This is a genomic window from Pseudomonas sp. NPDC087817 (assembly GCF_044742875.1).
Classification (GTDB): domain Bacteria; phylum Pseudomonadota; class Gammaproteobacteria; order Pseudomonadales; family Pseudomonadaceae; genus Aquipseudomonas.
Genome location: NZ_JBIUVJ010000020.1, coordinates 51388 through 77270, shown reverse-complemented (window position 1 = coordinate 77270; position 25883 = coordinate 51388). Strand labels below are relative to the sequence as shown.

The window sequence follows — 25883 nt, the reverse complement described above, 5'->3', positions numbered from 1 at the left end:
CTGAAGCGACCCACTCTCGAAAACCGTATAACTCATTGAATCTCAAGGAGTTTTCCGTTTCGACTGCGCCGGAAGTGGGGCGAATTATAGACCTCTGGAATCTGCCGTCAACACCTATTTTCATATTTCTGTCACATCGGTCAAAAAAGCCCGAAAACGCGAAGGCCGACCTTAAAAGGTCGGCCTTCTGTGCACTGCCCTTCTATTTACAAGCTAGGGAAGGCGAACTGCGACGCTTCATGGCTCGCACGCTGCGGCCAGCGCTGGGTGATTGCCTTGCGACGAGTATAGAAGCGCACACCATCCGGACCATAGGCATGCAAATCGCCGAACAGCGAGCGCTTCCAGCCGCCGAAGCTGTGATAAGCCACCGGCACCGGCAACGGCACGTTGACGCCAACCATGCCGACTTCGATCTCGTCGCAGAACAGCCGCGCCGCTTCACCGTCACGGGTGAAGATGCAAGTACCGTTGCCGTATTCGTGATCGTTGATCAGCTGCATCGCCTCTTCCAGGCTGTTCACCCGGACAACACACAGCACTGGCCCGAAAATCTCTTCTTTATAGATACGCATCTCAGGGGTGACGTTGTCGAACAGGCAGCCACCGAGGAAGAAGCCCTCTTCATGCCCCGCCACGCTCAGACCACGACCGTCGACCACCAGGGTCGCGCCCGCTGCCACGCCGTCATCAACGTAACCGCTGACTTTGTCTCGCGCCTGACCAGTCACCAATGGCCCCATGTCCAGACCGCACGAAGTGCCAGCGCCGATTTTCAGTGCCTTGATCTGTGGGACCAGTTTGGCCACCAGCGCATCCGCCACCTGATCGCCGACACACACGGCAACCGAGATTGCCATGCAGCGCTCACCGCAGGAACCGTACGCTGCGCCCATCAATGCGCTGACCGCGTTGTCCAGGTCGGCATCCGGCATCAGCACCGCGTGGTTCTTCGCGCCACCCAGTGCCTGAACACGTTTGCCGCGCTTGGTGCCTTCGGCGTAGATGTATTCAGCAATCGGCGTCGAACCGACGAAACTCAGCGCTTTGACTTCCGGCGCTTCGATCAGCGCGTCTACCGCAGTCTTGTCGCCATGGACCACACTCATCACGCCTTTCGGCAGACCGGCTTCCAGCAGCAACTGAGCGATCAGCAGAGTGGAGCTTGGATCACGCTCGGACGGTTTGAGGATGAAGCAGTTGCCGCAGACGATCGCCAGCGGGTACATCCACAGCGGCACCATGGCCGGGAAGTTGAACGGCGTGATGCCGGCAACAATGCCCAGCGGCTGGAAGTCCGACCATGCGTCGATGTTCGGACCGACGTTACGGCTGTACTCGCCCTTGAGGATCTCCGGAGCTGCGCAGGCGAACTCGACGTTCTCGATACCGCGCTTCAATTCACCGGCGGCGTCTTCCAGGGTCTTGCCGTGTTCTTCACTGATCAATTGCGAGATGCGCGTTTCGTTCTGCTCCAGCAGTTGCTTGAAGCGGAACATCACCTGTGCACGCTTGGCCGGTGGTGTATTACGCCATGCCGGGAATGCAGCCTTGGCGGCATCGATGGCTTTCTGGATGGTTGCCTGGCTCGCCAGTGGCAGTTTGTGGATCGCCTGACCGGTGGACGGGTTGAACACATCAACCGCGCGACCGTTCTCGGTCACCAGTTCGCCATTGATCAAATGCGGGATAACGCTCATCGAAAACTCCTGAATTTTTGTCCGCCGACGCCCGCGAGGGGCGCCGGCTGTTTGTACTTATATATAGAGGGAAAAATCAGTCGAGCTTGTTCAGCACTTCGCCAACCGCGTCGAACAGACGATCGAGGTCTTGCGGCTTGCTGTTGAAGGTTGGGCCGAACTGCAGGGTGTCGCCGCCGAAGCGCACGTAGAACCCGGCTTTCCACAGGGCCATGCCCGCTTCGAACGGACGTACGATGGCGTCGCCATCACGATGGGCAATCTGGATCGCACCGGCCAGGCCGTAGTTACGGATGTCGATGACGTTCTTCGAACCTTTCAGACCGTGCAGTGCGTTTTCGAAATGCGGTGCAACCTCGGCCACGCTCTGCACCAGGTTTTCCTTTTGCAGCAGGTCGAGTGCCGCCAGGCCAGCGGCGCATGCCACCGGGTGTGCCGAGTAGGTGTAACCGTGAGGGAATTCCACAGCGTATTCCGGGGTCGGCTGATTCATGAAAGTCTGGTAGATCTCAGAGCTGGCAATCACTGCGCCCATCGGGATCGCGCCGTTGGTGACTTGCTTGGCGATGCACATCAGGTCCGGGGTCACACCGAAACTGTCGGCGCCGAACATCGAACCGGTACGGCCGAAACCGGTGATCACTTCGTCAAACACCAGCAGGATGTTGTGCTGATCGCAGATCTCGCGCAGACGTTTCAGGTAACCCTGTGGCGGAACCAGTACACCAGCGGAGCCGGCCATTGGTTCAACGAACACCGCCGCGATGTTCGACGCGTCGTGCAGTTCGATCAGCTTCAGCAACTCATCGGCCAGGGCGATACCGCCCTGCTCCGGCATGCCACGAGAGAACGCATTGCTCGCCAGCAAGGTGTGCGGCAGGTGATCGACATCCATCATCGCCTGACCAAACAGCTTGCGGTTGCCGTTGACGCCGCCGAGGCTGGTGCCGGCGATGTTCACGCCGTGGTAGCCACGAGCACGGCCGATCATTTTGGTTTTAGTCGCCTGACCTTTCAGGCGCCAGTAGGCACGCACCATTTTCACCGCGGTGTCGGCGCACTCGGAACCGGAATCGGTGAAGAACACATGGTTCAGGTTGCCCGGGGTCAGGTCAGTGATTTTCTCCGCCAGTTGGAACGACAGCGGATGGCCGTACTGGAAGCCCGGCGAGTAATCCAGCGTGCCGAGTTGTTTCGATACCGCTTCCTGAATTTCCTTGCGGGTGTGCCCGGCGCCGCAGGTCCACAGACCCGACAGCGAGTCGTACACCTTGCGGCCCTTGTCGTCGATCAGCCAGCTGCCTTCTGCGCCAACGATCAGACGCGGGTCGCGCTGAAAGTTGCGGTTGGCGGTGTACGGCATCCAGTGCGCGTCCAGCTTCAGTTGGCTGGCCAGTGGCGACTGTGCGTTTTCAGGCATGTTCATCGGGCAAAACCTCGCAGGGCATAAGCTTCAGGGAGATGGAAAGCGTTGTTGCAGCTAAATTGCCACGGCGATAAAGTCGGTGAAATTCAACTCTTCTAACCTTTAGTTAGAACCCTGCTAAACATTGAGAATAAAAACATGAGCAGCCGCCGCCCCGATCCGCTGGCCCAGGTCAGTGACTTTGATATCCGCTTGCTGCGGATTTTTCGCAGTGTGGTGGAATGCGGCGGGTTTTCGGCGGCGGAAACCGTGCTCGGCATCGGTCGTTCGGCGATCAGCCAGCAGATGAGCGATCTCGAGCAACGACTCGGATTGCGTTTGTGTCAGCGTGGTCGTGCGGGATTTTCGCTCACCGAAGAAGGCCGCGAGGTTTATCAATCGGCGTTGCAGCTATTAAGTGCGCTGGAAAGCTTTCGCACCGAGGTCAATGGCCTGCACCAGCATTTACGTGGCGAGTTGATCATTGGCCTGACCGACAACCTCGTTACCCTGCCGCACATGCGCATCACCCACGCCCTCGCCCAGTTGAAGGAGCGCGGGCCGGATGTGCAGATTCAGATCCGCATGATCGCCCCCAACGAAGTCGAACAAGGTGTGCTCGATGGCCGCTTGCATGTTGGCGTGGTGCCGCAGGCGAGTGCGCTGTCGGGGCTGGAATATCAACCGCTGTATAGCGAGCGCTCACTGCTGTATTGCGCGGTCGGGCACCCGCTGTTTTATGTCGATGACAAGCAACTCGATGACGAGCGCCTTAACAGTCAGGACGCGATTGCCCCGACGTTTCGTTTGCCGGCGGATATTCAGGCGCATTACCAGGCGCTCAATTGCACCGCCAGTGCCTCGGACCGTGAGGGCATGGCGTTTCTGATTCTGACTGGGCGTTATATCGGTTATTTGCCGGATCACTACGCCAGCCTTTGGGTGCAGCAGGGGCGCTTGCGTGCGCTGAAGGCGAACACGCGTTTTTATGATCTGAGCCTCGCATCGGTCACGCGCAAGGGGCGCCGCCCACATTTGGTGCTTGAAAGCTTTCTGGAGAGTCTGGCGGCGACGCGGTGAAAATCTTCAAAGGCCCAGCCAGATTGGGCTCTAGCGGTACGCTCAGCCAATAACCTGAGCAAGTGGACAGCTTTTTGCAAAGCAGGATCTCTCGATCCATCAACAAGAAGCCCAAGCCCATGCAGCCAGATTCCGCACCGTCCAGCGATTTGATCTACGGCCTCAACGACCGCCCCAAACCGCTCGCCGCAATTCTCGCGGCGTTGCAACACGTGCTCGCCAGTTTTGTCGGCATCATCACCCCGCCCCTGGTGATCGGCTCGGCGCTCGGTTTGACCGCACACCTGCCCTACCTGATCAGCATGGCCTTGATGGTTTCGGGCGTCGGCACGTTTATTCAGGCGCGTAGGCCGTTCGGCATTGGCGCCGGGATGATCTGTTTACAAGGCACCAGTTTTGCCTTTCTCGGTGCGGTGCTGTCGGCGGGGTTTCTGGTCAAGCAGCGTGGCGGCAGCCCGGAGGACATTCTGGCGATGATCTTCGGCGTGTGCTTTTTCGGCGCGCTCGTGCAGATCGCCCTCAGTCGTTTCATTGGCCAGTTGCGCCGGGTGGTTACCCCACTGGTGACCGGGATTGTCATCACGCTGATCGGCATCAGCCTGATCAAGGTCGGCATCACCGATTTGGGCGGCGGTTTCAATGCGCCGGACTTCGGCGCGCCGGGCAATCTGGCGCTGGGTGTATTTGTGTTGCTGACGATCATTCTGCTTAACCGCTCGAACACGCCATGGGTGCGATTGTCGGCAATCATCATCGGTTTGGTGCTTGGCAGCCTGGCGGCGTGGTTCAGTGGCAAACTGGTGCCGCAGCCATTGCCCGACTTGCCGCTGGTAAGCCTTCCTACGCCGTTCAAGTTTGGATTCAGCTTCGACTGGACGGCTTTCCTGCCCGTCGCGCTGATTTATCTGATCAGCACCATCGAAACCGTCGGCGACCTCACCGCCAACTGCATGCTCGCCCGGCAACCAATCAGCGGCCCTTCTTATATAAGTCGCCTGCGTGGCGGGGTGCTCGGTGATGGCGTGAGCTGCATGATCGCCGCGACCTTCAGCGCCTTTCCCAACACAACCTTTGCGCAGAACAACGGCGTGATCCAGTTGACCGGCGTGGCCAGCCGCTACGTCGGGTTGTACATCGGCGCGATCCTGTTTTGCCTTGGGCTGTTCCCGATGATCGGCGCGGTGTTGCAACAGATTCCGAAACCGGTGCTCGGCGGCGCGACATTGGTGATGTTCGGCGCCGTCGCTGCTGCCGGCGTACGCATCCTCGCGCAGTCGCCACTGGATCGGCGCAGCATGCTGATCATCGCCACGTCGTTCGGCGTCGGCTTGGGCATCGCCGCGCAACCGAACCTCTTGCACTTGCTGCCAAAGCTTGTGCAGAACCTGTTCGATTCAGCGATTACCAGCGGCGGACTGACCGCAATCATCCTTTGCCTGTTGTTGCCGGAGGCCAAAACCGGGTCTGCCGAAGTACATGCACCACTGAACAAGATCGAACAGGCGTAACGGTTTTATCGCTTCAGGGCTTGTCGGATGCCTGTGGGTGCGCTATCAACGCAATTGGTTGCACCCACAGACAAACCCGGAAGTGCCTATGACCTTTGAAGTCCCCGCTCACGGCGGCAAGCCCGCCAGCCGCATTCGTCAGAAGAACGAAGAGACCATCCTCAAAGCCGCCGAAGACGAGTTCGCCCGTCACGGGTACAAAGGCACCAGCATGAACACCATCGCGCAGAATGCCGGGTTGCCCAAGGCGAACCTGCATTACTACTTCACCAACAAGCTTGGGTTGTACGTCGCGGTGCTGAGCAACATCATCGAGTTGTGGGACAGCACCTTCAACACCCTCACCGCCGAGGACGATCCGGCCGAAGCGCTGACCCGCTACATCCGCGCCAAAATGGAATTCTCCCGCCGTCAGCCGCAAGCCTCGCGCATCTTCGCGATGGAAGTGATCAGCGGTGGCGAATGCCTGAGCGAATATTTCAATCAGGACTACCGCACCTGGTTCCAGGGCCGCGCGGCGGTGTTTCAGGCGTGGATCGATGCGGGCAAAATGGACCCGGTCGATCCGGTGCACCTGATCTTCCTGTTGTGGGGCAGCACCCAGCATTACGCCGACTTCGCCACGCAGATCTGCCGCGTCAGCGGTCGCAGCAAGTTGACCAAGCAGGACATGGAAGACGCCGGCAACAACCTGATCCGCATCATTCTCAAAGGCTGCGGCCTCACCCCTTCTATTTAAGACGTTTATGCCTTTCACCCTCAGCGGTTTTTGCGAGTACCGCGAAGAGATTCGCAAAAGCCGCTTTATCACCTACGCCACGCCGATTGGCAGCCCCGCCGATGCGCAGGCGTTCTTCGAGCAACACAGCGACTTGAACGCCTCGCACAATTGCTGGGCGTGGAAACTCGGCGATCAATATCGCAGCAATGATGACGGTGAACCCGGCGGCACGGCCGGGCGACCGATACTGGCTGCGATTGAAGCGCAGGATTGCGATCAGGTCGCGGTGCTCGTGATTCGCTGGTATGGCGGCATTCAACTGGGCACCGGCGGATTGGCTCGGGCCTACGGCGGTGGCGCGAACAAATGCCTGCAAACGGCGGCGAAAGTCGAGTTGATCAGCCGTGTGCCGCTGCGTTGTGCCTGCGCGTTTGCCGAATTGGCGCTGGTGAAATTGCGCGTGGCGGATCTCGGCGGGTTGGTGGTGGAAGAAAATTTCACCGCCAATGGCGTGGAGTTGCAGTTGGCGGTAGGTGAGGCGCAGATTGATGTTCTGCAATTGCAGCTCGCCGATCTCAGCCGTGGGCGGATTCTCTTGCAGTGGTGAAGCAAGAGCAAAAGAACGCTGCGATCTTTTAGGGCACAGCCCATATCCCTTATTCCACCGAGTTGCCCACATCTGCTGTGCACCCGACTGTGGATAACCTGAGTACATTCCGCTGTAACCCTTCTGTCACGCGGGTTTGCGGGCATTGCTCACTTTTCGCTCAATTCGCCAGACGAAATGCAAATCCCACGCAAAAACAACCAGTTAGCCGCGTTTATCACCATTAGAAGAAAGCACCCCAGTGCTTATGCCCGGGTTTTCCGCTTGCGCACAATAACTGTGGAACAACCTGTGGATAACCCGTTCATGGCTGGCGCAGTCGCAGGTATTGCATAGGCCCCACCGGTTTGTTCGTTTTTTGATCAATGGCCGACGGGCAAAACTGGAGCCTGCTCAATGGCTTTGCGCCGAATTGGTGCCATGAATCAACTCGATTCCGGCTGCGAAGCTCTGTGTTCAGCCCTTGCGAGCAGGCACTGCACAGGTTCCTGACTCAATGGCCAGGAAATTGCTTTATCCACAGGCATAACTCCAAGCCAGTCGAGCCTGCCATGCCCATCGCCGATTCAACCCCGCGCCTGCAACTGCGCCATATCAGCAAACGCTACCCCGGTTGCCTGGCCAATGACGCCATCGACCTGAGCATCGCACCCGGTGAAGTTCACGCCCTGCTCGGGGAAAACGGTGCGGGCAAAAGCACCTTGATGAAGATCATCTACGGAGTGACTCAGGCCGATTCCGGCGAGATGCTCTGGCATGGACAGCGGGTCAATATCCGCAATCCGGCGCAGGCACGGCAGTTGGGCATCGGTATGGTGTTCCAGCATTTTTCACTGTTCGAAACGCTCAGCGTGGCGCAAAACATTGCGCTCGCGATGGGCGCCAAGGCCGGAACGCCGAAGCAGCTGGAACCGAAAATTCGTGAAGTCTCGCGCCGCTACGGCATGGCTCTGGAACCTGAGCGACTTGTCCACAGCCTGTCGATCGGCGAGCGGCAACGGGTGGAAATCATTCGTTGCCTGATGCAGGACATCCGCCTGCTGATCCTCGATGAACCCACTTCGGTGCTGACGCCACAGGAAGCCGACGAGTTGTTCGTTACCTTGCGCCGTCTCGCCGCCGAGGGCTGCAGCATTCTGTTTATCAGCCACAAACTCGCTGAGGTGCGCGCCTTGTGCCATAGCGCCACGGTATTGCGCGGTGGGCGCGTGGCCGGGCATTGCGCGCCGGCCGAGTGCTCGGATCAACAGTTGGCGCAGTTGATGGTCGGCGAAGCGGCGGCGCTGATTGGCGACTATCCGAAGGTCGGCGGTGGCGCGGCGTTTTTGCAGGTCAGTGGCTTGAGTTGGCACAACCCCGACCCATTCGGCTGCTCGCTGACGGCTGTCGACTTGCAAGTACGCAGCGGTGAAATCGTCGGCATCGCCGGGGTCGCTGGTAATGGTCAGGATGAATTGCTCGCGCTGCTCAGTGGCGAACAAACCCTGCCCCGTGCCGAGGCTGCGACCATTCGATTCGGCGAAAAAAGCGTCGGTGATTTACGCCCCGATGCGCGACGCAAACTCGGCCTGGCGTTCGTGCCCGCCGAGCGACTGGGTCACGGCGCAGTGCCGGAATTGAGTCTGGGGGACAACGCCCTGCTTACCGCTTTCCAGCAAGGATTGGTCAGCAACGGCTTGATCGAGCGCGGCAAAGTCGAAGCCCTCGCCGAAACAATCATTCAGCGCTTCGGTGTGAAAACCCCTGGCCCCCAAGCCGCCGCGCGCAGTCTGTCCGGCGGCAACCTGCAGAAATTCATCCTCGGCCGGGAAATCCTTCAGCAACCGCAACTGCTGATCGCTGCGCACCCGACCTGGGGCGTTGACGTCGGCGCCGCCGCCACCATCCACCGCGCACTGATCGCGCTGCGCGATGCCGGCGCGGCGATTCTGGTGATTTCCGAAGACCTCGACGAACTGTTCCAGATCAGCGACCGCCTCGGCGCGTTGTGCGGCGGCAGGCTGTCGGCACTGCAAAACACCACAGACACCTTATTGAGCGACGTTGGCGGCTGGATGGCCGGTCAGTTTGACGTCGCGCAAAAACACGCCACGGTTTAACGGAGCTTTCAACCATGCTGCTTTCCCTCGAACCCCGTGGCCAGCAATCGCGCCTGATGCTCTGGTGCTCGCCGTTGCTGGCGGCGGCGCTGACGCTCGGTTGCGGTTCGCTGCTGTTCATCGCCCTCGGCCATGATCCGCTGCAAACCTTGTACACCTTGCTGATTGCGCCGGTCAGCGACGTGTATGGCGTCTCGGAATTGCTGGTCAAAGCCCTGCCGATTCTGCTCTGCGCGCTCGGTCTGGCGGTGGCCTATCAGGCGCGCATCTGGAACATCGGCGCCGAAGGTCAATTACTCCTCGGCGCATTGGCCGGCAGTGCCTTGGCGGTGAACATCATCGACATGCAAAGCCGTTGGGCGCTGGTGTTGATTCTGCTCACCGGCACCCTCGCCGGTGCGGCGTGGGCCGGGCTGACGGCGTGGTTGCGCACGCGCTTCAACGCCAATGAAATCCTCACCAGCATCATGCTCAATTACATCGCGCTGAACCTGCTGCTGTTCTGCGTGCATGGGCCGCTGAAAGACCCGGCCGGGTTCAACTTTCCCGAATCGGCGATGTTCGGTGACGCCAGCCGTTTGCCGTTGTTGCTGGAGGATGGCCGCGTACATGCCGGGGTGTATTTCGCCCTGCTTGCACTGGTTGCGGTGTGGGTGTTGTTGCAGAAAAGTTTTGTCGGTTTCCAGATCAAAGTGCTCGGGCTGGACAAGCGCGCTGCAGGGTTTGTCGGCTTTCGCGAGAAGCGGCTGATCTGGCTGGCGCTGTTGATCAGTGGCGGCTTGGCGGGGCTCGCGGGTGTCTGCGAAGTGACTGGGCCGATCGGCCAATTGGTGCCGCAGGTGTCCCCGGGTTATGGCTATGCGGCGATTACCGTGGCGTTTCTCGGGCGACTCAATCCGCTCGGGATTCTGTTCTCGAGCCTGTTGATGGCGCTGCTGTACATCGGTGGCGAGAGCGCGCAGATGAGTCTGAATCTGCCGCAAGCGATCACCCAGTTGTTTCAGGGAATGATGCTGTTTTTCCTGCTCGCCTGTGACGTGCTGATCCTCTATCGGCCGCGCCTGAACCTGCGCTGGACACGGCGTACTTCGACCACCGCCGTAACCGCCGGAGCGCTGTGATGGATATCGATCTGTTGAGCAATATTTTCTACGCCATGGTGCGTTGCGGCACGCCGCTGTTGCTGGTGGCGCTGGGCGAACTGATCTGCGAGAAGAGCGGCGTGCTCAACCTCGGGCAGGAAGGAATGATGCTGTTTGGCGCGGTGATCGGTTTTATCGTCGCCCTCAACAGCGGCAACCTGTGGCTTGGCGTGTTGCTGGCAATGCTTGCCGGGATGTTGCTGTCGTCGCTGTTTGCCTTGGTGGCGCTGGTGTTCCATGCCAATCAGGTCGCGACCGGTCTGGCGCTGACGATTTTTGGTGTAGGGCTGTCGACCTTCGTTGGCGCGGCGTGGGTCGGTAAACCCTTGGCCGGGTTTGAACCGTTGGCGATTCCGTATTTGAGTGAAATCCCGCTGATCGGGCGGATGCTGTTCGCTCAGGATCTGCTGGTGTATCTGTCGTTTGCGCTGTTTGCACTGGTGGCGTGGGTGATCATCAAAAGCCGTGTCGGGTTGATCATTCAAGCGGTTGGTGAAAATCCGGATGCAGCGAGTGCGATGGGCTTGCCGGTATTGACGGTGCGCACACTGGCGGTGCTGTTTGGCGGCGCGATGGCCGGGTTGGCCGGGGCGTATCTGTCGCTGGCCTATACGCCGATGTGGGCGGAAAACATGACCGCCGGGCGCGGCTGGATTGCCTTGGCACTGGTGGTGTTTGCCAGTTGGCGGGTGTGGCGGTTGTTGCTCGGGGCGTATCTGTTCGGCCTCGCCAGCATCCTGCATCTGGTGGCGCAGGGGTTGGGGCTGGCGATTCCGTCGAGTCTGTTGGCGATGCTGCCGTATGTGGCGACGATTGTGGTGTTGGTGGTGTTGTCACGCGATGCGGTTCGGACTCGGTTGTATGCACCGGTGTCGCTGGGGCAGCCTTGGCAATCAGGGCATTAGGGCGGTGATCTCACTGGCCCCATCGCTGGCAAGCCAGCTCCCACAGGTTTTTGTAGTGTGGCTGATATCTCATTCACATCCGAGATCCCTGTGGGAGCTGGCTTGCCAGCGATGGGGCCCCAACAGGCAACACTTGAGCAACGCCCCACGCCAGCTCAAAGAACAAGAAGATCACCAACAATGAACTGGCGCCATGGAGCAGCGCATAGCCCTGCCAAGCCGCAAACAGAAACCGCGCCACCGCGTCATAACGTCCATAAAGCGCCTGCGGATCACGAATCCGCAGCACCGCCCACACACAAACCACTGAGCCCAGCAGATTCGCCATCAGCACATGCACAGGCTGGAATGCCGGCAAGTCACCCGGCAGATTCAGCGCGGTGAAAAAACCATGCACAACGGCAAAACTCCACGGCGTGGCAAATGCCGCCGTCACGATCAGGTCATACCAGGCACTGCCGCGCACCACGTTTCGATACTGCGTTGAAGTCCACATCATCCATGCTCCAGAAATTTGAGGAGCAAGCACGGTAAAGCCTGGAGTATGCTCCAGGGTCAATAGCCCTTTTGAGAGCCCGCATGCGCATCGGTGAATTAGCCCTGGCCAGCGCCGTCAGCCGCGATACTTTGCGTTTCTACGAGCAACGCGGATTGATCGCGGCACAACGCAGCGCCAACGGTTATCGCGACTATCCGCCGGAAATGGTGCAACTGGTGCTCTACATCAAGACTGCGCAACGGCTGGGCTTTACCCTCAGCGAGATCGGCAACAGTGTTGCCGCGCTGTGGAAAGCGCCCGATCCGGAAAACGCCGTGGCGCAGTTGCTGCGCGACAAACTGCAACTGATCGAAAACCGCATGAGCGAACTCGACGCGCTCCGACAGGAGTTGCAACTACGGCTCGGTCAGGCGTGTCCATTGAATCCGTGAACCGTAACTTTCAAGGAACCCATCATGTCCCAGGCAAAAAATGCACTGATCATCGGCGCCTCCCGTGGCTTGGGCCTCGGGCTGGTGAAAACCCTGCTGGCTGACGGCTGGCAAGTGACGGCCACCGTGCGCAATCCGCAAAAGGCCGAGGCGCTGCAAGCGCTGGGCAAGGTGCGCATCGAGAAGCTGGATATGGATGATCAGCAAGCGGTCATCGCCCTGAGTCAGCAACTCAAGGGCGAAACCTTCGACCTGCTGTTCGTCAACGCCGGGGTCAAAGGTCCGGATGTACAAACACCGGGCGGGGCGACCCTGGCCGAAGTCGGGCAACTGTTTTTCACCAATGCCGTGGCGCCGATCAATCTGGCCCAGCGTTTTGTCGGGCAGATCCGCGATGGCAGCGGCGTGCTGGCATTCATGAGTTCGGTGCTTGGTAGCGTGACCATGCCCGATGCGCCGGAACTGGCGTTGTACAAGGCAAGCAAGGCTGCACTGAATTCGATGACCAACAGTTTCGTGACCCAGTTGGGCGAGCAGAAGCTCACCGTGCTGTCGCTGCATCCGGGTTGGGTGAAGACCGACATGGGTGGTGAAGGCGCTGACATTGATGTCGAAACCAGCACGCGCGGTTTGATTGATCAGGTGAATGCGTTTACCGGCAAGGGCGGGCATCACTTTGTGAATTACAAGGGTGAAACCATTCCCTGGTAAACAACCCAAATCCTGTGGGAGCCGGGCTTGCCCGCGATGACGGAGTGTCAGTGGCCATATAAGGTGCTGATCCGACGCCATCGCTGGCAAGCCAGCTCCCACAGGGATATGAGTTGTCCGGTCGGGCGGGGCTTGCCCGATGCAACAATTTGTTTGAAACTGCGCACCTCGTCTTTCGCGGCGACCCTGGATCAGCAGACAGGGCATCACTGAGCTGGCAACCCTGAACCCCACTTTCAGAGGAGCCGGCAAAATGCCCGCGACCCGTACCTGGTTAAAAAATCCCCTCGCCATTTTCACTGCCAACGCGCTTGATGCCCGTGGCGGTCTAGTGCTGCAAGACGGCGTGATCGTCGAAGTGCTCGCTGCCGGTCAACAGCCTTCGGCGCCGTGCAATGAAGTGTTCGATGCCCGTGAGCATGTGATCCTGCCAGGCCTGATCAACACTCACCATCATTTCTATCAAACCCTGACTCGCGCCTGGGCCCCGGTGGTCAATCAGCCGTTGTTCCCGTGGCTGAAAACCCTGTACCCGGTGTGGGCGCGCCTGACCCCCGAGAAACTTGCGCTCGCCACTAAAGTGGCCTTGGCTGAGTTGCTGCTCTCCGGTTGTACAACCGCCGCCGACCACCATTACCTGTTCCCGGACGGTCTGGAAAACGCCATTGACGTGCAAGTCGAAACCGTGCGCGAACTGGGTATGCGCGCCATGCTCACTCGTGGCTCGATGAGCCTCGGCGAGAAGGACGGCGGCCTGCCACCGCAGCAGACCGTGCAGGAAGGTCAGGTGATTCTCGACGACAGTCAGCGCCTGATTCACGAGTACCACGAGCGTGGCGATGGCGCGCAAATCCAGATCGCCCTGGCGCCATGCTCACCGTTCTCGGTGACCCCGGAAATCATGTCGGCCAGCGCCGAACTGGCGAACAAACTGGACGTGCGCCTGCACACGCACCTCGCTGAAACCCTCGACGAAGAAGACTTCTGCCTGCAGCGTTTCGGCCTGCGCACCGTGGATTATCTGGACAGCGTCGGCTGGCTCGGCCCGCGCACCTGGCTGGCTCACGGCATCCACTTCAACCCGGACGAAATCGCCCGCCTCGGCCAGGCCGGCACCGGTATCTGCCATTGCCCGAGTTCGAACATGCGTCTGGCCTCCGGCATTTGCCCGAGTATCGATCTGACCGACGCTGGCGCCCTGTTTGGTCTGGGCGTGGATGGTTCGGCGTCCAACGATGCCTCGAACATGATCCTTGAAGCGCGTCAGGCGCTGTACATCCAGCGCCTGCGTTATGGCGCCGAGAAGATCACCCCGGAGCGCGTACTCGGCTGGGCGACCAAGGGCTCGGCGAGTCTGTTGGGCCGTACCGACATCGGCGAACTGGCGGTGGGCAAGCAGGCGGATCTGGCGCTGTTCAAGCTCGATGAGCTGCGGTTCTCGGGTAGCCATGATCCGATTTCGGCGCTGCTGCTGTGCGGTGCGGACCGTGCCGATCGGGTGATGATTGGCGGCAAGTGGCGGGTGATTGATGGCCAGGTTGAAGGACTGGATCTCAAAGGCCTGATTGCCGATCACAGCCAGGCGGCTCGCCAGTTGATCGCCGGTACCTGATTCCCCCTCCCCATCTGATCGTTCCCACGCTCTGCGTGGGAATGCATCTCGGGACGCTCCGCGTCCCAGCAGCGGACGCAGAGCGTCCATGGCGGCATTCCCACGCGGAGCGTGGGAACGATCAATGTGGCTATCAGAGACCCAGCAGCGACAGCATGATGAACGTCGCAAACAACACAAAATGCGTCATGCCTTCAATGGCATTGGTCTCGCCGTCATTCAGGTTGATCGCGCTGACGATCAAGGTAATGAAGATCATCACCGTCTGCACCGGCGTCATCGCCATCTGAAACGGCTGGCCGGTATACAGCGCCATCGCCTCCATCACCGGCACGGTCAAAATCACCGTCGACAGTGACGCCCCCATCGCAATGTTGACCACCGACTGCATGCGGTTGGCCAGCGCCGCGCGCAATGCGGTCAGAATCTCCGGCGCTGCGGAAATCGCCGCCACCAGAATCGCCGTAATCACCGGCGGTGCGCCCGTGCCTTCCAGGCCCAGATCGAGGGTTTTGGACATCACTTCGGCGAGTGCGCCAATCACCACGACACCGAACACCAGAATGCCGATCGACCAGCCCAGGCTGAGCGGTTTCGGTTCCTCCTCCACCGGCTCTTTCTTGCGGCGTTTGTCCGGGTAGCTGTAACTGAAAAAGTAACTGTGCGGGCCGACCTGCATGCGCAGGAATAACGCATAAAGCACCACCATCGCACCGATGGTGAACGCTGAATAAATCTTCCAGTTCGCCTCGGGAATAAACTCCGGCACCACCATCGACACGCCCATCGCGGTGAGGATCATCACGCTGTAGCTGCGCGCCGAATCGTCGTTGTAGGACTGTTCGCCGTGCTTGATCCCGCCCATCAGCGCGGCAAGGCCGAGGATGCCGTTAATGTCGAGCATCACCGCCGAATAGATCGTGTCGCGCACCAGCGTGGCCGAGGCTTCGTTGCTCATCATGATCGCCAGGATCACCACTTCCACCAGCACCGCGGCCAGCGTGAGAATCATCGTGCCGTAGGGATCGCCGACCTTTTCCGCGAGCAGTTCGGCGTGATGGGCGACGCGCATCGACGCGGCGACGATGAAGGCGATCAGCAGCAGGCCAGAGATCAGCGCAACGATCTGGCCGCTGTGCAGCATCCAGTGCTCCAGCGGATAGGCGACGCACGCGGCAATGACCGCCAGTAGCAGAAAGCTTTCTTGCTTGAGGATTGAGAACATGGCGGGCCTTTTTGCCAAGAGAGTCGAATGAGCTACTGACTGCGGGGCGGCGCTAACGTTTCGTTACACCTTAGCGCACCAACTGATAGCGAGACTTTGCCAAGTGCACTTTTATTGGCCTTGAGGGCGTTATCACGAGCAGGCTCACTCCTACAGGGGAACGCGTTCCAAATGTAGGAGTGAGCCTGCTCGCGATGGCCGTTACGCAGTTTCGGAAGGTTTGTTGTCCTGTTGGTCAGCAATTTGCATTGGCCCGGAGCACACACAACAAAATGGAGCTCCAATTCATGCAAATACGTCCGCTGCACAAACTGCTGTGCGCCGCCATCGGTCTGGGGATCAGCCTGAGCGCCAGCGCTGCCGATCCGCTGAAGGTTGGTTTCGTCTATATCGGCCCGATCGGCGACCACGGCTGGACGTATCAGCATGAGCAGGGGCGCAAGGCACTCGCGGAGAAACTCGGCAATCAGATCACCACCAACTACGTGGAAAACGTCGCCGAGGGCGCCGACGCCGAGCGGGTGATCCGCAACATGGCCAAGGACAAGTACGACCTGATCTTCACCACCTCTTTCGGCTACATGAACCCGACCGTGAAAGTTGCCAAGCAGTTTCCCAAGGTGACTTTCGAACACGCCACCGGCTACAAGCAGGACAAGAACCTCGGCACCTATCTGGCGCGCACGTATGAGGGCCGCTACGTCGGCGGCTTCCTCGCCGCGAAGATGACCAAAACCAAAAAGATCGGCTACGTCGCCTCGTTCCCGATCCCGGAAGTGATCCGCGACATCAACGCCATTCAACTGGCCCTGAACAAATACAACCCGGGCACCGAGATCAAAGTGGTGTGGGTCAATTCCTGGTTCGATCCGGGCAAAGAGGCCGATGCCGCGAATGCGCTGATCGATCAGGGCGTCGACGTGGTGTTCCAGCACACCGACAGCCCGGCGCCGATTCAGGCAGCAGAACGCCGTGGCGTATACGCCGTGGGTTACGCCTCGGACATGGCGCACTTCGGCCCGAAAGCGGTGCTGACCTCGATCGTCAATGACTGGGCGCCGCATTACATCCAGGCGACGCAAAGCGTGATCGACCACACCTGGAAACCTCAGGATTACTGGGGCGGGTTGAAAGAAGGCACAGTTGAATTGCCGATCAGCGATCTGGTACCGGCACCGGTGAAAGCCGAGGCCGAGCAAATCATTGCCGACATCAAGAGCGGCGCGTTGCAGCCATTTACCGGGCCGATCAAGGATCAGAGCGGTGTCGAGAAAATCCCCGCAGGTGTGAGCGCGACCAATGCGGAACTGGCGTCGATGAACTATTACGTGGAAGGCATGAAGGCCGAGATGCCGAAGTAATCCCCTCGAAAAAAACACCGACCCTGTGGGAGCTGGCTTGCCAGCGATGACGGTCTGACAGGCAACAATGATGTTGAATGTGATGGCCTCATCGCTGGCAAGCCAGCTCCCACAGGGTTTTTCAGTGTTCTCAAGTTAACGTTTCTTCAGGACAATTGTATGGATCAGCTTCCGATCATCGACATCAGCCCGCTCTACAGCGACGACCAGAACGCCTGGCCCGCCGTCGCCGCGCAAATCGACCGAGCCTGCCGCGAATGGGGCTTCTTCTACATCAAGGGCCATCCGATCTCCGCCCAGCGCATCGACGATCTGCTGGATCACGCGCAACGTTTCTTCGCCCTGCCCGTCGCCGACAAACTCAAGATCGACATCACCCAGACTCGCCACCACCGAGGCTACGGCGCCGTCGCCACGGAGCAACTCGACCCGAGCAAACCCAGCGACCTCAAAGAAACCTTCGACATGGGTCTGCACCTGCCGGCCAGCCATCCCGAGGTGCTCGCAGAAAAACCGCTGCGCGGACCAAACCGTCATCCTTCGCAAACAGGATGGGAAGCGCTGATGGAACAGCATTACCTTGACATGCAGGCCCTCGCGCAAACCCTGCTGCGCGCCATGACCCTTGCGCTGGGCATCGAACGGGATTTTTTCGACACCCGCTTCAATGAGCCGGTCAGCGTGCTGCGCATGATCCACTACCCGCCCCGCCACACCGCCAGTTCCGCTGAGCAGCAAGGCGCCGGCGCGCACACCGATTACGGCTGTATCACCCTGCTGTATCAAGACAGCGCCGGGGGCTTGCAGGTGAAGAATGTGCGGGGCGAATGGATCGACGCGCCCCCCATCGACGGCACCTTCGTGGTCAACCTCGGCGACATGATGGCGCGCTGGAGCAATGACCGTTATCGCTCGACACCGCACCGAGTGATCAGTCCTCTTGGGGTGGATCGCTATTCGATGCCGTTTTTCGCCGAGCCGCACCCGGACACGCGCATCGAATGCCTGCCCGGTTGCCAGGACGCACAGCATCCGGCGAAATATCCGACGACCACCTGCGCCGAGTTCCTGCTGTCGCGCTTCGCCGATACCTACGCTTATCGTCGTGAGCAGGAAGCAGTGTGATGGATCGCTTGGTCAGGTTTTGCCAATTGTTTCGGCGAGCATCTGTAGAATGCCGTCATTGCACCTGATGAGAAAAGAATATGTACGACTGGCTCAACGCCTTGCCCAAGGCTGAACTGCACCTGCACCTGGAAGGCTCGCTGGAGCCCGAGCTGCTGTTCGCCTTGGCCGAACGCAACAAGATCGCCCTGCCGTGGAACGACGTCGAAACCCTGCGCAAGGCCTATGCCTTCAACAACCTGCAGGAATTCCTCGACCTGTATTACCAGGGCGCCGACGTGCTGCGCACCTCCCAGGATTTCTACGACCTGACCTGGGCTTACCTGCTGCGCTGCAAAGAGCAGAACGTGATTCACACCGAACCGTTCTTCGACCCGCAAACCCACACCGACCGTGGCATCCCGTTCGAAGTGGTGCTCAACGGCATCGCCGCCGCACTGAAGGATGGCGAGCAGCAACTGGGCATCACCAGCGGTTTGATCCTGAGTTTCCTGCGCCACCTCAGCGAAGACGAAGCACAGAAAACCCTCGATCAGGCGCTGCCGTTCCGTGACGCTTTTGTTGCCGTCGGCCTCGACAGTTCCGAGATGGGCCACCCGCCGAGCAAGTTCCAGCGTGTGTTCGATCGCGCTCGTCACGAAGGCTTCCTGACCGTCGCTCACGCCGGTGAAGAAGGCCCGCCGGAGTACATCTGGGAAGCCATCGACCTGCTGAAAATCCAGCGCATCGACCATGGCGTGCGCGCCATCGAAGACGAGCGTCTGATGCAGCGGATTATCGACGAGCAAATCCCGCTGACCGTGTGCCCGCTGTCGAACACCAAACTCTGCGTGTTCGATCACATGTCGCAGCACAACATTCTCGACATGCTTGAGCGCGGCGTGAAAGTCACGGTGAACTCCGATGACCCGGCGTACTTCGGTGGTTATGTCACCGAGAACTTTTATGCGCTGCACGAACACCTGGGCATGACCCAGGATCAGGCCAAGCGCCTGGCGCAGAACAGCCTGGATGCGCGGTTGGTAAAACCATAAAGAGCAATACGAAAAACTGTGGGAGCGGGCTTGCCCGCGATGAGGCCATCAGTTCCAACATCAATGTTGATTGACGGTCCGCCATCGCGGGCAAGCCCGCTCCCACAGGAGTTATGTTTAGCTGGAAATCTCGCGCTCAGTCAGCTCTTCCAGCGTCTTGCCCCGCGTCTCCATCCCGAACAGCCACACCACCCCCGCCGCTATCGCAAAGCACAGCGCCCCCAGCGCAAATACCCCACCCTGCCCGGTAATCGGGAACACCAGCCCGGTCACCAACGGCCCGAGCAGCGAACCCACACGGCCGATCGCCGAGGCGAATCCCGAGCCCGTCGCCCGTGCCGAGGTCGGATACAACTCTGGCGTATAGGTGTAGAGCACCGCCCACATGCCGAACAGGAAGAACTGCATCAGCAGCCCCGTGCCGATCAACAGGGCAACGTTGCCGCCGAACACCGCGCTCTGCCCGTAGAGAAACGCCATCACCCCGCCACCGAGCAAGGTGACGATGCACACCGGTTTGCGCCCCCAACGCTCGACCAGCCACGCCGCCATCAAAAATCCGGGAATCCCGCCCAGCGAAATCAGCACCGTGTAATACACCGACTGGGTCACGGCGAAGCCCGACTGTTGCAGCAATGCACTCAACCACGAGGTCAGCCCGTAAAAACCCAACAACGCAAAGAACCACAGGCTCCAGATCATCGTTGTGCGCTGGCGATACTGTGGCGACCAGATCTGCTTGAGCGCCGAGAAGAAATGGCCCGGTGGCGTCACGGTGCGGGGCAACCGCACCGGCGCGGGCAACGTGGTAGCGCCGAGCGATGCGCGTACGCGCTGTTCGATGCCGTCGAGGACCTTGTCCGCCGCCTCCTGCCGCCCGGCCTGTTCCAGCCAGCGCGGTGATTCGGGGATGAAAAAACGGATCGCCAACACGAACACCGCCGGCACCGCCAACACCAGAAAGATGTCGCGCCAGCCAATCACCGGCAACAGGAAGTACGACAGCACACCGGCAGCAACAAAACCCAGCGGCCAGAAGCCATCCATCAACGCGATATAACGCCCACGCCGCTGAGCCGGGATCAACTCCGAGAGCATCGACTGCGCAATGGGAAACTCCATGCCCATGCCAATCCCCAGCAGAATTCGAAACAGCGTCAGCGCCTCGACCGTTTGCGCCGTCGAGCACAGGTAACTGGCCACGCCCCACAGGACGATGCTCCACTGAAACACCGGTTTGCGCCCGAAGCGGTCCGCGAGCATGCCGGACAGCGACGCACCGAGCACCATGCCGAAGAAGCTCGAACTGGCGAGCAATCCTGCCTGTGCGCTGCTCAGGCCGAACTCGGCTTTGATCGAGCCGAGCAGGAACGTCATCATCGCCAGGTCCATGGAGTCGAAGAAAAACGCCAGCGCGATGATGATGAAAATGATCCGGTGATAACCGCTGATCGGCAGTCGTTCCAGGCGTTCTGCCGCGCTGAAGCCTTGAGTATCCATATCGCCTCCCCCATCCGAAATATCCCCGGATCGAGTGTGCGCGATAGTGCCTTGGCGTTCGTGCTGGATGCGACCTGTTCGCAACCGTAGACGACGCCAGCAGGACTGATGGCGTAACAGGCGACGCTTGCGCAGCGTCTGTTACGCCATTTCCAGCTCGGTTTCCTTGGCGAATCGATGCAGCTCGCGCTGGCCGGCGGCCGTCAGTTGCAGGGCTCGTGAATCATTGGGCAGGGTCAGCCAACCGGACTGCATGAATAACTGCAACAACGCTGCGCCGAGTGAGCCGCCCATGTGCGGACGTCGCTCGCTCCAGTCGGGGCATGCACAGGCCACTTGAACGTTGCGATGGGCCAGCGCCTGGATGAACACCCCGCGCCCGGCCAGTTGCTTCGCACCTTTGTGGGTCACCGCTACGCGCTGTTCGAGCTGTTCAATCCAGCCGGCGTCGAGCAGTCGCTGGTACAGATCGGCGGCCAGCGTGCCCCCCAGGTGGTCATCGCAAAAGCGTGCACGCAACAGCGACGACGGCGCCGACTGAGGTTTGGCCATGGGGGTGGTGCGCTTGAACACCTCGGCGATTTCCCGCGGAGCACTGGCGATGGTGGCGCTGGCCAGTGCTTCTATCGCGGCCCCCACCTCCGGCGCCGAGAGGCGGAAAAACCGTTTGCGACCACGGACTTCGACCTTCAACAGACCGCCGGTGGCCAGCCGTGCCAGATGCGCACTGGCCGATGACGGCGACAGCCCTGCCAGTAGCGCAAGCTCCTCGGTCTGCCGGGCCGAGCCATCCATCAACGCCCACATCATCGCGCTGCGCTTGGGGTCGGCCAGCAACGTGGCGATCTGGCTGATGCAAGGTGCATGTTCCATGTATTCACTCCCTGTGGAATCGTATCGTCTACTGCTCGGAGACATCTTGACCAGTAATGGGTCGGCGGCCAAGACGCGAAAAACGCCCTGAGCCGGGGCAAGGCAGGCCATTGACGCAACATGCTTCGGCGCAGAACCCGCCACCGCAGCGAACCCCACAATTAAACAGGGGCAACTCGGCATTGACGGCGTTCGGGCCGGGTTTCGGTACTGGCATGAGGCGGGCGCTAGTATAAGCGGGATGCACGCTCCGTCCCGCCTCGCAGCCTGCACGGGTGGTGATTGTTCCTGACAGAAATTTCTCTATTTACCTGCGACTAATGATCAACTTTCGGGAAAACGGGAAATTGACTACTCAAATCAGCGCATCGGCTGGCGAGCATTTCCCTTAACAGGTTCACCGGCTTACTCAATTGTGCGCGATGGGCGCACAACAGATTCAGCGGAGCGCGCTCACATTGCAGCTCTGGCAACAGCACTTTGAGGCGTCCGGCGAGCACATCGGCGCCGACGTCGAGCCAGGATTTGTAGGCGATTCCCGCCCCGGCCACCGCCCACAGCCGCACCACGTCGGCATCATCGCTGAAGCGGTCGCCACTGACCGTCAAGCCGACTTCGCGCTTGCCGTCGTGAAAGCTCCAGTGGTCATGAACCCGGCTGCCGAGCATGTACAACAGGCAATTGTGCTGCGCCAGTTGTTCGAGCTGGCGCGGCTCACCGTGCCGCGCCAGATAGGCTGGCGAGGCGCAAAGCACACGGCGGTTGTGCGGGGCGATGGGCAAGGCGATCAGGCTGGAGTCTTCCGGCTCGCCATAGCGCAGGGCAATGTCCACCGGCTGGCGGAACAGGTCGGCAATGCGGTCGCCGAGCAACAGGCGCACGGTCAGCTTCGGGTGCTCGCGCTGAAACTCGTCGAGCCACGGCAACAGCAGGTTGCGGCCAAAATCCGACGGTGCCGACAGTTGCAAGACCCCGCTGACCTGATCCTGCCCACTGGCCAGCAGGCGCCGGCCTTCGTCCAGCTGACTCAATGCCGCCCGGGCGTATTCGAGGAAGCCTTCGCCTTCCGCGGTCAGCCGCAGACTGCGCGTCGAACGCGCCAGCAAACGCGCGCCGAGTTGCTGCTCTATGCGTTTCAACGCCGCACTGGCCACCGCAGCGGACATGTCCATCACCCGCGCCGCCGCCGACAGGCTGCCCAGATCCGCCGCCCGGACAAATAACTGCAAGTCATCGAAACGCAGCATTTACAGCCTCGATTATCAAAAAAATATTGAAAGAGACTGCTCTTTTAGCCGGTTTTATCTCGGGGAGAAATAGCCAATCATCTGCTCCATCGAATTCATCCCGCTTCTGTGGAGCCGAACATGTCCCAGCCATTCACCGCCATTGCCACCCTGATCGCCAAACCCGGCCAACAGGACACTCTCGAACACGCGTTGCGCGCACTGGTTGAACCGAGCCGTGCCGAGGACGGTTGCAGTCAGTACGACTTGCACCGCGACCTGGCCGACCCACGGGTTTTCTACGTGATCGAACACTGGGCCAGTGAAGCGATTCTGCAAGCGCACAACGCCAGCGCGCATTTTCAAAACTTCCAGGCCACTGCCGGGCAGTGCATCGAACACTTCGAATTGAAACGTCTGGGCAGCATCGCCTGAGCCCTTCTTCCCTTACTTGTACGGAGCCCACCATGAAAGCCATTGCCTATTACGCTTCCCTGCCCATCAGCGACGCCGATTCCCTGCAAGACATCGAACTGCCAGAGCCGGTCGCCGGCCCGCGCGATCTGCTGGTGGAAGTCAAAGCCATCTCGGTCAATCCGGTCGACACCAAGGTGCGCCAGAACGTGGCGCCTGAACCGGGCGCAGCGAAGGTGCTGGGCTGGGACGTGGCCGGTGTGGTCAAAGCCGTCGGCAGCGAAGTGACGCTGTTCAAGGCTGGGGATAAAGTCTTTTACGCAGGTTCCATCGCCCGTGCTGGCGGCAACAGCGAACTGCACGTCGTCGATGAGCGAATCGTCGGCCATATGCCCAAGTCGCTCGGTTTCGCCGAAGCCGCCGCCCTGCCGCTGACCGCGATCACTGCGTGGGAGCTACTATTCGAACGCCTGCAAATCCGCGAAGGCCAGACCGACGAAGGTCAGAGCCTGCTGATCGTCGGCGCAGCCGGTGGTGTCGGCTCGATCCTCACCCAACTGGCAAAACAATTGACCGGTCTCAAGGTGATCGGCACCGCCTCCCGGGCGCAGACTCGCGACTGGGTCAGCGAACTGGGTGCGGATCTGGTGATCGATCACAGTCAGCCGCTGAGTGAAGAGCTGAAACGCGCGGGGCTCGCCAACGTAACCCACGTCGCCAGCCTGACCCAGACCGATCAGCATTTGGATCAACTGGTCGAAGCCCTGGCGCCACAAGGCAAACTGGCGCTGATCGACGATCCGAAGTCACTGGACGTGAGCAAGCTCAAGCGCAAGAGCCTGTCGCTGCATTGGGAATTCATGTACACCCGCTCGCTGTTCGAGACGCCAGACATGATCGAGCAGCACCATCTGCTCAACCGCGTGGCCGAGCTGATCGATGCCGGGACCTTGAAGACCACGGTCGGCGAGCATTTCGGCACAATTAATGCCGCCAACCTGCGCCGGGCGCACGAATTGCTCGAAAGCGGCAAAGCCAAAGGGAAAATTGTTTTAGAACATTTCTGAAGATCAAAAGATCGCAGCCTGCGGCAGTTCCTGCCCGGGCTGCGGTGTTTTTTTTGCCGTCAGTCAGATGCTTGACCTTTGTCACAATTGCGATCGTATTCAGGACTAGAATCGAAGCCTCTGCGATACATCTTTTACGCAAGGGAGGTCAGCAATGAAGATCCTGATAAAAGAAGTGGCAAAGTCTCAATGGCAGGTTCGACTCGATCAACACGCCGTGACATTCCGCAGTGAAGCCGAGGCCCTGGCCTTCACTCGCACCCTCGAAGCGCGAATTTGCGCGCCCCATCAGATTCCCGACCGCAGCCAGCAGCGCGCCGCCGGCTGAGTCTGCTCAGCCAGCCGCTTGCGCCAGCGCCCGGGCATTCTGCAAACGCCGGGTGAGCATCGCGACGCATACCACCAGCAGACCGCACAGGCTGATGACCATGGCCATCGGCATGGCGCTGCCGTCGTGCAGAATCCCCACCAGCGAAGCAGCGCCGGAAGCCACGCTGAACTGCAGACAGCCCATCAGCGCCGACGCACTGCCGGCCCGCGCCCCCTGGCCGTTCATTGCGCAGGCCGCAGCGTTGGGCAGGATGCAGCCGAGGCTGGCGATGCAGATGAACAACGGAATCAGTAACGGCCACAACGCTTCGGTATGAAGCGCGCTGACCGCCAGCAGTGTCAGCCCCGCCAACAGATACACCCACACCGCACGCGCCAGCAGAAACGCCGGACCGCGCTTGGCCAACAGCCGTGCATTGATCTGCGCCACCAGAATGAAACCTGCCGCGTTGGTGCCGAACAGCCAGCCGAAATGCTCGGCTGGTACGCCATAGAGTTTGATGAAGACGAACGGTGAGCCGGCAATGTAGGAAAACATCCCGGCGACGGCAATGCCGCCGGTGAGGGCGTGGCCAAGAAAGACTTTATCCTTGAACAAGCGCCCGTATTGGCGCAACGCGCCGGACAATGGTTGGCGTGGCATATGCGCTGGCATGCTTTCCGGCAAGCCAAGTGCAACGGCGAGCCCCGCCAGCGCACTGAAACCGGTCAGCACCAGAAAGATCGACTGCCAGCCTGTGGTGTTGACCAGCAGCCCGCCGAGCATAGGCGCCAGAATCGGTGCCAGGCCCATCACCAGCATCAACTGCGAGAAGACTTTCGCCGAACCCACCGCATCGCATTTGTCGCTGACCACCGCCCGCGCAATCACCATGCCCGCACAGCCGCCCAGCGCTTGCACGAAGCGTGCGCCGATCAGCCATTCCAGGTTCGGTGCATAGGCACAGGCCAGTGAGGCCAGCGTGAACAGCGCCAGACCGGTGAGCAGCGGAATCCGTCGCCCGAAGCGATCCGCGACCGGGCCATACAACAGCTGCCCCATGGACAAACCGAGGAAATACGCCGCCAGGGTCATCTGCACGTGTTTTTCGTCGGTGCCGAACGCCAGCGCCATGGACGGAAAGGCAGGCAGGTAAAAGTCGATGGCCAACGGCCCGAAGGCAGTCAAGGCACCGAGAATCAGAATGGTACGGAAGTTCATCAGGCATCCAGGTTGGCAAGTCGGCAGCCCGACAGTCTAGCCGCGCCCGAACGCCTTGAACATTCCGATAGCTCGCTAACAATTAAAAATCTGACAAACCACAACTT

General features: G+C 60.1%; 24 protein-coding genes. 16 read left to right on the top strand and 8 right to left on the bottom strand.

Annotated features, from left to right (window positions below; all coding sequences use genetic code 11):
• Positions 1 to 206 precede the first annotated feature (206 nt).
• On the bottom strand, positions 207 to 1700 hold the full coding sequence (locus tag ACIONG_RS15690; RefSeq protein ID WP_401300781.1) for a CoA-acylating methylmalonate-semialdehyde dehydrogenase: 1494 nt from the start codon (positions 1698 to 1700) through the stop codon (positions 207 to 209).
• A 76-nt stretch (positions 1701 to 1776) separates the two neighbouring features.
• Positions 1777 to 3126 (bottom strand): aspartate aminotransferase family protein, encoded by a 1350-nt coding sequence (locus tag ACIONG_RS15685; RefSeq protein WP_103306254.1) that lies wholly within the window; start codon positions 3124 to 3126, stop codon positions 1777 to 1779.
• A gap of 138 nt (positions 3127 to 3264) precedes the next feature.
• Here ACIONG_RS15685 and ACIONG_RS15680 point away from each other — a divergent pair, with 138 nt between their 5' ends.
• From ACIONG_RS15680 to ACIONG_RS15650, 7 genes are all read left to right on the top strand, one after another.
• Positions 3265 to 4185: a LysR family transcriptional regulator gene (locus ACIONG_RS15680; protein WP_103306255.1), complete on the top strand. Its 921-nt coding sequence runs from the start codon at positions 3265 to 3267 to the stop codon at positions 4183 to 4185.
• A 119-nt stretch (positions 4186 to 4304) separates the two neighbouring features.
• Complete coding sequence (locus ACIONG_RS15675; RefSeq protein ID WP_401300776.1) at positions 4305 to 5693, top strand: uracil-xanthine permease family protein; 1389 nt, start codon at positions 4305 to 4307, stop codon at positions 5691 to 5693.
• A gap of 88 nt (positions 5694 to 5781) precedes the next feature.
• Positions 5782 to 6432 (top strand): TetR/AcrR family transcriptional regulator, encoded by a 651-nt coding sequence (locus ACIONG_RS15670; RefSeq protein ID WP_103306257.1) that lies wholly within the window; start codon positions 5782 to 5784, stop codon positions 6430 to 6432.
• Between the two features lie 7 nt (positions 6433 to 6439).
• Positions 6440 to 7021: an IMPACT family protein gene (locus ACIONG_RS15665; protein ID WP_401300773.1), complete on the top strand. Its 582-nt coding sequence runs from the start codon at positions 6440 to 6442 to the stop codon at positions 7019 to 7021.
• Positions 7022 to 7572: 551 nt separating this feature from the next.
• Positions 7573 to 9120 (top strand): ABC transporter ATP-binding protein, encoded by a 1548-nt coding sequence (locus ACIONG_RS15660; RefSeq protein ID WP_401300770.1) that lies wholly within the window; start codon positions 7573 to 7575, stop codon positions 9118 to 9120.
• Positions 9121 to 9134: 14 nt separating this feature from the next.
• Positions 9135 to 10241 carry an ABC transporter permease gene (locus ACIONG_RS15655; RefSeq protein ID WP_103306260.1) on the top strand — a complete coding sequence of 369 codons (1107 nt, stop codon included), beginning with the start codon at positions 9135 to 9137 and terminating at the stop codon, positions 10239 to 10241.
• Complete coding sequence (locus ACIONG_RS15650; RefSeq protein ID WP_401300767.1) at positions 10241 to 11167, top strand: ABC transporter permease; 927 nt, start codon at positions 10241 to 10243, stop codon at positions 11165 to 11167. The genes ACIONG_RS15655 and ACIONG_RS15650 overlap by 1 nt, the downstream gene beginning before the upstream one ends.
• Positions 11168 to 11240: 73 nt before the next feature.
• Here ACIONG_RS15650 and ACIONG_RS15645 read toward each other — a convergent pair whose 3' ends face one another.
• A complete protein-coding gene (locus ACIONG_RS15645; RefSeq protein ID WP_401300784.1) occupies positions 11241 to 11663 on the bottom strand; it encodes a hypothetical protein in 423 nt (140 codons plus the stop codon).
• 83 nt (positions 11664 to 11746) lie between these two features.
• On the opposite strand from ACIONG_RS15645, the gene ACIONG_RS15640 reads away from it, so the two are divergent.
• The 3 genes from ACIONG_RS15640 (at position 11747) to ACIONG_RS15630 (ending at position 14420) form a co-directional block, all read left to right on the top strand.
• Positions 11747 to 12097 (top strand): MerR family transcriptional regulator, encoded by a 351-nt coding sequence (locus ACIONG_RS15640; protein ID WP_401300765.1) that lies wholly within the window; start codon positions 11747 to 11749, stop codon positions 12095 to 12097.
• Between the two features lie 24 nt (positions 12098 to 12121).
• Entirely contained in the window at positions 12122 to 12808 is a 687-nt protein-coding gene (locus ACIONG_RS15635) for an SDR family oxidoreductase (RefSeq protein ID WP_315446409.1), read from the top strand.
• Positions 12809 to 13061: 253 nt separating this feature from the next.
• Positions 13062 to 14420, top strand: coding sequence for an 8-oxoguanine deaminase (locus ACIONG_RS15630; RefSeq protein ID WP_213027468.1), 1359 nt, complete (start codon positions 13062 to 13064; stop codon positions 14418 to 14420).
• Positions 14421 to 14553: 133 nt separating this feature from the next.
• Here the strand turns inward: ACIONG_RS15630 and ACIONG_RS15625 are convergent, their stop codons facing one another.
• Positions 14554 to 15645, bottom strand: a complete 1092-nt coding sequence (locus tag ACIONG_RS15625; protein ID WP_213027467.1) for a calcium:proton antiporter — start codon at positions 15643 to 15645, stop codon at positions 14554 to 14556.
• A 287-nt stretch (positions 15646 to 15932) separates the two neighbouring features.
• Here ACIONG_RS15625 and ACIONG_RS15620 point away from each other — a divergent pair, with 287 nt between their 5' ends.
• The 3 genes from ACIONG_RS15620 to ACIONG_RS15610 all read left to right on the top strand — a co-directional run bounded on the left by ACIONG_RS15620 (position 15933) and on the right by ACIONG_RS15610 (position 19165).
• Positions 15933 to 17006, top strand: a complete 1074-nt coding sequence (locus tag ACIONG_RS15620) for a BMP family ABC transporter substrate-binding protein (protein ID WP_213027466.1) — start codon at positions 15933 to 15935, stop codon at positions 17004 to 17006.
• A gap of 159 nt (positions 17007 to 17165) precedes the next feature.
• A complete protein-coding gene (locus ACIONG_RS15615; RefSeq protein WP_401300760.1) occupies positions 17166 to 18131 on the top strand; it encodes a 2-oxoglutarate and iron-dependent oxygenase domain-containing protein in 966 nt (321 codons plus the stop codon).
• Between the two features lie 80 nt (positions 18132 to 18211).
• Positions 18212 to 19165, top strand: a complete 954-nt coding sequence (locus tag ACIONG_RS15610) for an adenosine deaminase (protein WP_213027464.1) — start codon at positions 18212 to 18214, stop codon at positions 19163 to 19165.
• 117 nt (positions 19166 to 19282) lie between these two features.
• Here ACIONG_RS15610 and ACIONG_RS15605 read toward each other — a convergent pair whose 3' ends face one another.
• The 3 genes from ACIONG_RS15605 to ACIONG_RS15595 all read right to left on the bottom strand — a co-directional run bounded on the left by ACIONG_RS15605 (position 19283) and on the right by ACIONG_RS15595 (position 22785).
• A complete protein-coding gene (locus ACIONG_RS15605) occupies positions 19283 to 20665 on the bottom strand; it encodes an MFS transporter (protein WP_401300756.1) in 1383 nt (460 codons plus the stop codon).
• A gap of 141 nt (positions 20666 to 20806) precedes the next feature.
• The gene (locus ACIONG_RS15600; RefSeq protein ID WP_401300753.1) at positions 20807 to 21538 is read right to left on the bottom strand and encodes an ArsR/SmtB family transcription factor; all 732 of its coding nucleotides are present in this window, start codon (positions 21536 to 21538) and stop codon (positions 20807 to 20809) included.
• A 317-nt stretch (positions 21539 to 21855) separates the two neighbouring features.
• A complete protein-coding gene (locus ACIONG_RS15595; RefSeq protein WP_401300750.1) occupies positions 21856 to 22785 on the bottom strand; it encodes a LysR family transcriptional regulator in 930 nt (309 codons plus the stop codon).
• 120 nt (positions 22786 to 22905) lie between these two features.
• On the opposite strand from ACIONG_RS15595, the gene ACIONG_RS15590 reads away from it, so the two are divergent.
• The 3 genes from ACIONG_RS15590 (at position 22906) to ACIONG_RS15580 (ending at position 24573) form a co-directional block, all read left to right on the top strand.
• Positions 22906 to 23199 carry a putative quinol monooxygenase gene (locus ACIONG_RS15590; RefSeq protein ID WP_103306272.1) on the top strand — a complete coding sequence of 98 codons (294 nt, stop codon included), beginning with the start codon at positions 22906 to 22908 and terminating at the stop codon, positions 23197 to 23199.
• A 32-nt stretch (positions 23200 to 23231) separates the two neighbouring features.
• Positions 23232 to 24245: a zinc-binding alcohol dehydrogenase family protein gene (locus ACIONG_RS15585; protein WP_401300747.1), complete on the top strand. Its 1014-nt coding sequence runs from the start codon at positions 23232 to 23234 to the stop codon at positions 24243 to 24245.
• Positions 24246 to 24399: 154 nt separating this feature from the next.
• Entirely contained in the window at positions 24400 to 24573 is a 174-nt protein-coding gene (locus ACIONG_RS15580; RefSeq protein ID WP_177431451.1) for a hypothetical protein, read from the top strand.
• A gap of 6 nt (positions 24574 to 24579) precedes the next feature.
• Here ACIONG_RS15580 and ACIONG_RS15575 read toward each other — a convergent pair whose 3' ends face one another.
• Positions 24580 to 25776: a multidrug effflux MFS transporter gene (locus ACIONG_RS15575; RefSeq protein WP_401300744.1), complete on the bottom strand. Its 1197-nt coding sequence runs from the start codon at positions 25774 to 25776 to the stop codon at positions 24580 to 24582.
• Positions 25777 to 25883: the final 107 nt, after the last annotated feature.

Excerpts from the sequence above, each read along its gene's own strand:
- ACIONG_RS15690 (WP_401300781.1), bottom strand. The coding sequence starts at position 1,700 with ATGAGCGTTATCCCGCATTTGATCAATGGCGAACTGGTGACCGAGAAC.
- ACIONG_RS15685 (WP_103306254.1), bottom strand. The coding sequence starts at position 3,126 with ATGAACATGCCTGAAAACGCACAGTCGCCACTGGCCAGCCAACTGAAG.
- ACIONG_RS15680 (WP_103306255.1), top strand. The coding sequence starts at position 3,265 with ATGAGCAGCCGCCGCCCCGATCCGCTGGCCCAGGTCAGTGACTTTGAT.
- ACIONG_RS15675 (WP_401300776.1), top strand. The coding sequence starts at position 4,305 with ATGCAGCCAGATTCCGCACCGTCCAGCGATTTGATCTACGGCCTCAAC.
- ACIONG_RS15670 (WP_103306257.1), top strand. The coding sequence starts at position 5,782 with ATGACCTTTGAAGTCCCCGCTCACGGCGGCAAGCCCGCCAGCCGCATT.
- ACIONG_RS15665 (WP_401300773.1), top strand. The coding sequence starts at position 6,440 with ATGCCTTTCACCCTCAGCGGTTTTTGCGAGTACCGCGAAGAGATTCGC.
- ACIONG_RS15660 (WP_401300770.1), top strand. The coding sequence starts at position 7,573 with ATGCCCATCGCCGATTCAACCCCGCGCCTGCAACTGCGCCATATCAGC.
- ACIONG_RS15655 (WP_103306260.1), top strand. The coding sequence starts at position 9,135 with ATGCTGCTTTCCCTCGAACCCCGTGGCCAGCAATCGCGCCTGATGCTC.
- ACIONG_RS15650 (WP_401300767.1), top strand. The coding sequence starts at position 10,241 with ATGGATATCGATCTGTTGAGCAATATTTTCTACGCCATGGTGCGTTGC.
- ACIONG_RS15645 (WP_401300784.1), bottom strand. The coding sequence starts at position 11,663 with ATGTGGACTTCAACGCAGTATCGAAACGTGGTGCGCGGCAGTGCCTGG.
- ACIONG_RS15640 (WP_401300765.1), top strand. The coding sequence starts at position 11,747 with ATGCGCATCGGTGAATTAGCCCTGGCCAGCGCCGTCAGCCGCGATACT.
- ACIONG_RS15635 (WP_315446409.1), top strand. The coding sequence starts at position 12,122 with ATGTCCCAGGCAAAAAATGCACTGATCATCGGCGCCTCCCGTGGCTTG.
- ACIONG_RS15630 (WP_213027468.1), top strand. The coding sequence starts at position 13,062 with ATGCCCGCGACCCGTACCTGGTTAAAAAATCCCCTCGCCATTTTCACT.
- ACIONG_RS15625 (WP_213027467.1), bottom strand. The coding sequence starts at position 15,645 with ATGTTCTCAATCCTCAAGCAAGAAAGCTTTCTGCTACTGGCGGTCATT.
- ACIONG_RS15620 (WP_213027466.1), top strand. The coding sequence starts at position 15,933 with ATGCAAATACGTCCGCTGCACAAACTGCTGTGCGCCGCCATCGGTCTG.
- ACIONG_RS15615 (WP_401300760.1), top strand. The coding sequence starts at position 17,166 with ATGGATCAGCTTCCGATCATCGACATCAGCCCGCTCTACAGCGACGAC.
- ACIONG_RS15610 (WP_213027464.1), top strand. The coding sequence starts at position 18,212 with ATGTACGACTGGCTCAACGCCTTGCCCAAGGCTGAACTGCACCTGCAC.
- ACIONG_RS15605 (WP_401300756.1), bottom strand. The coding sequence starts at position 20,665 with ATGGATACTCAAGGCTTCAGCGCGGCAGAACGCCTGGAACGACTGCCG.
- ACIONG_RS15600 (WP_401300753.1), bottom strand. The coding sequence starts at position 21,538 with ATGGAACATGCACCTTGCATCAGCCAGATCGCCACGTTGCTGGCCGAC.
- ACIONG_RS15595 (WP_401300750.1), bottom strand. The coding sequence starts at position 22,785 with ATGCTGCGTTTCGATGACTTGCAGTTATTTGTCCGGGCGGCGGATCTG.
- ACIONG_RS15590 (WP_103306272.1), top strand. The coding sequence starts at position 22,906 with ATGTCCCAGCCATTCACCGCCATTGCCACCCTGATCGCCAAACCCGGC.
- ACIONG_RS15585 (WP_401300747.1), top strand. The coding sequence starts at position 23,232 with ATGAAAGCCATTGCCTATTACGCTTCCCTGCCCATCAGCGACGCCGAT.
- ACIONG_RS15580 (WP_177431451.1), top strand. The coding sequence starts at position 24,400 with ATGAAGATCCTGATAAAAGAAGTGGCAAAGTCTCAATGGCAGGTTCGA.
- ACIONG_RS15575 (WP_401300744.1), bottom strand. The coding sequence starts at position 25,776 with ATGAACTTCCGTACCATTCTGATTCTCGGTGCCTTGACTGCCTTCGGG.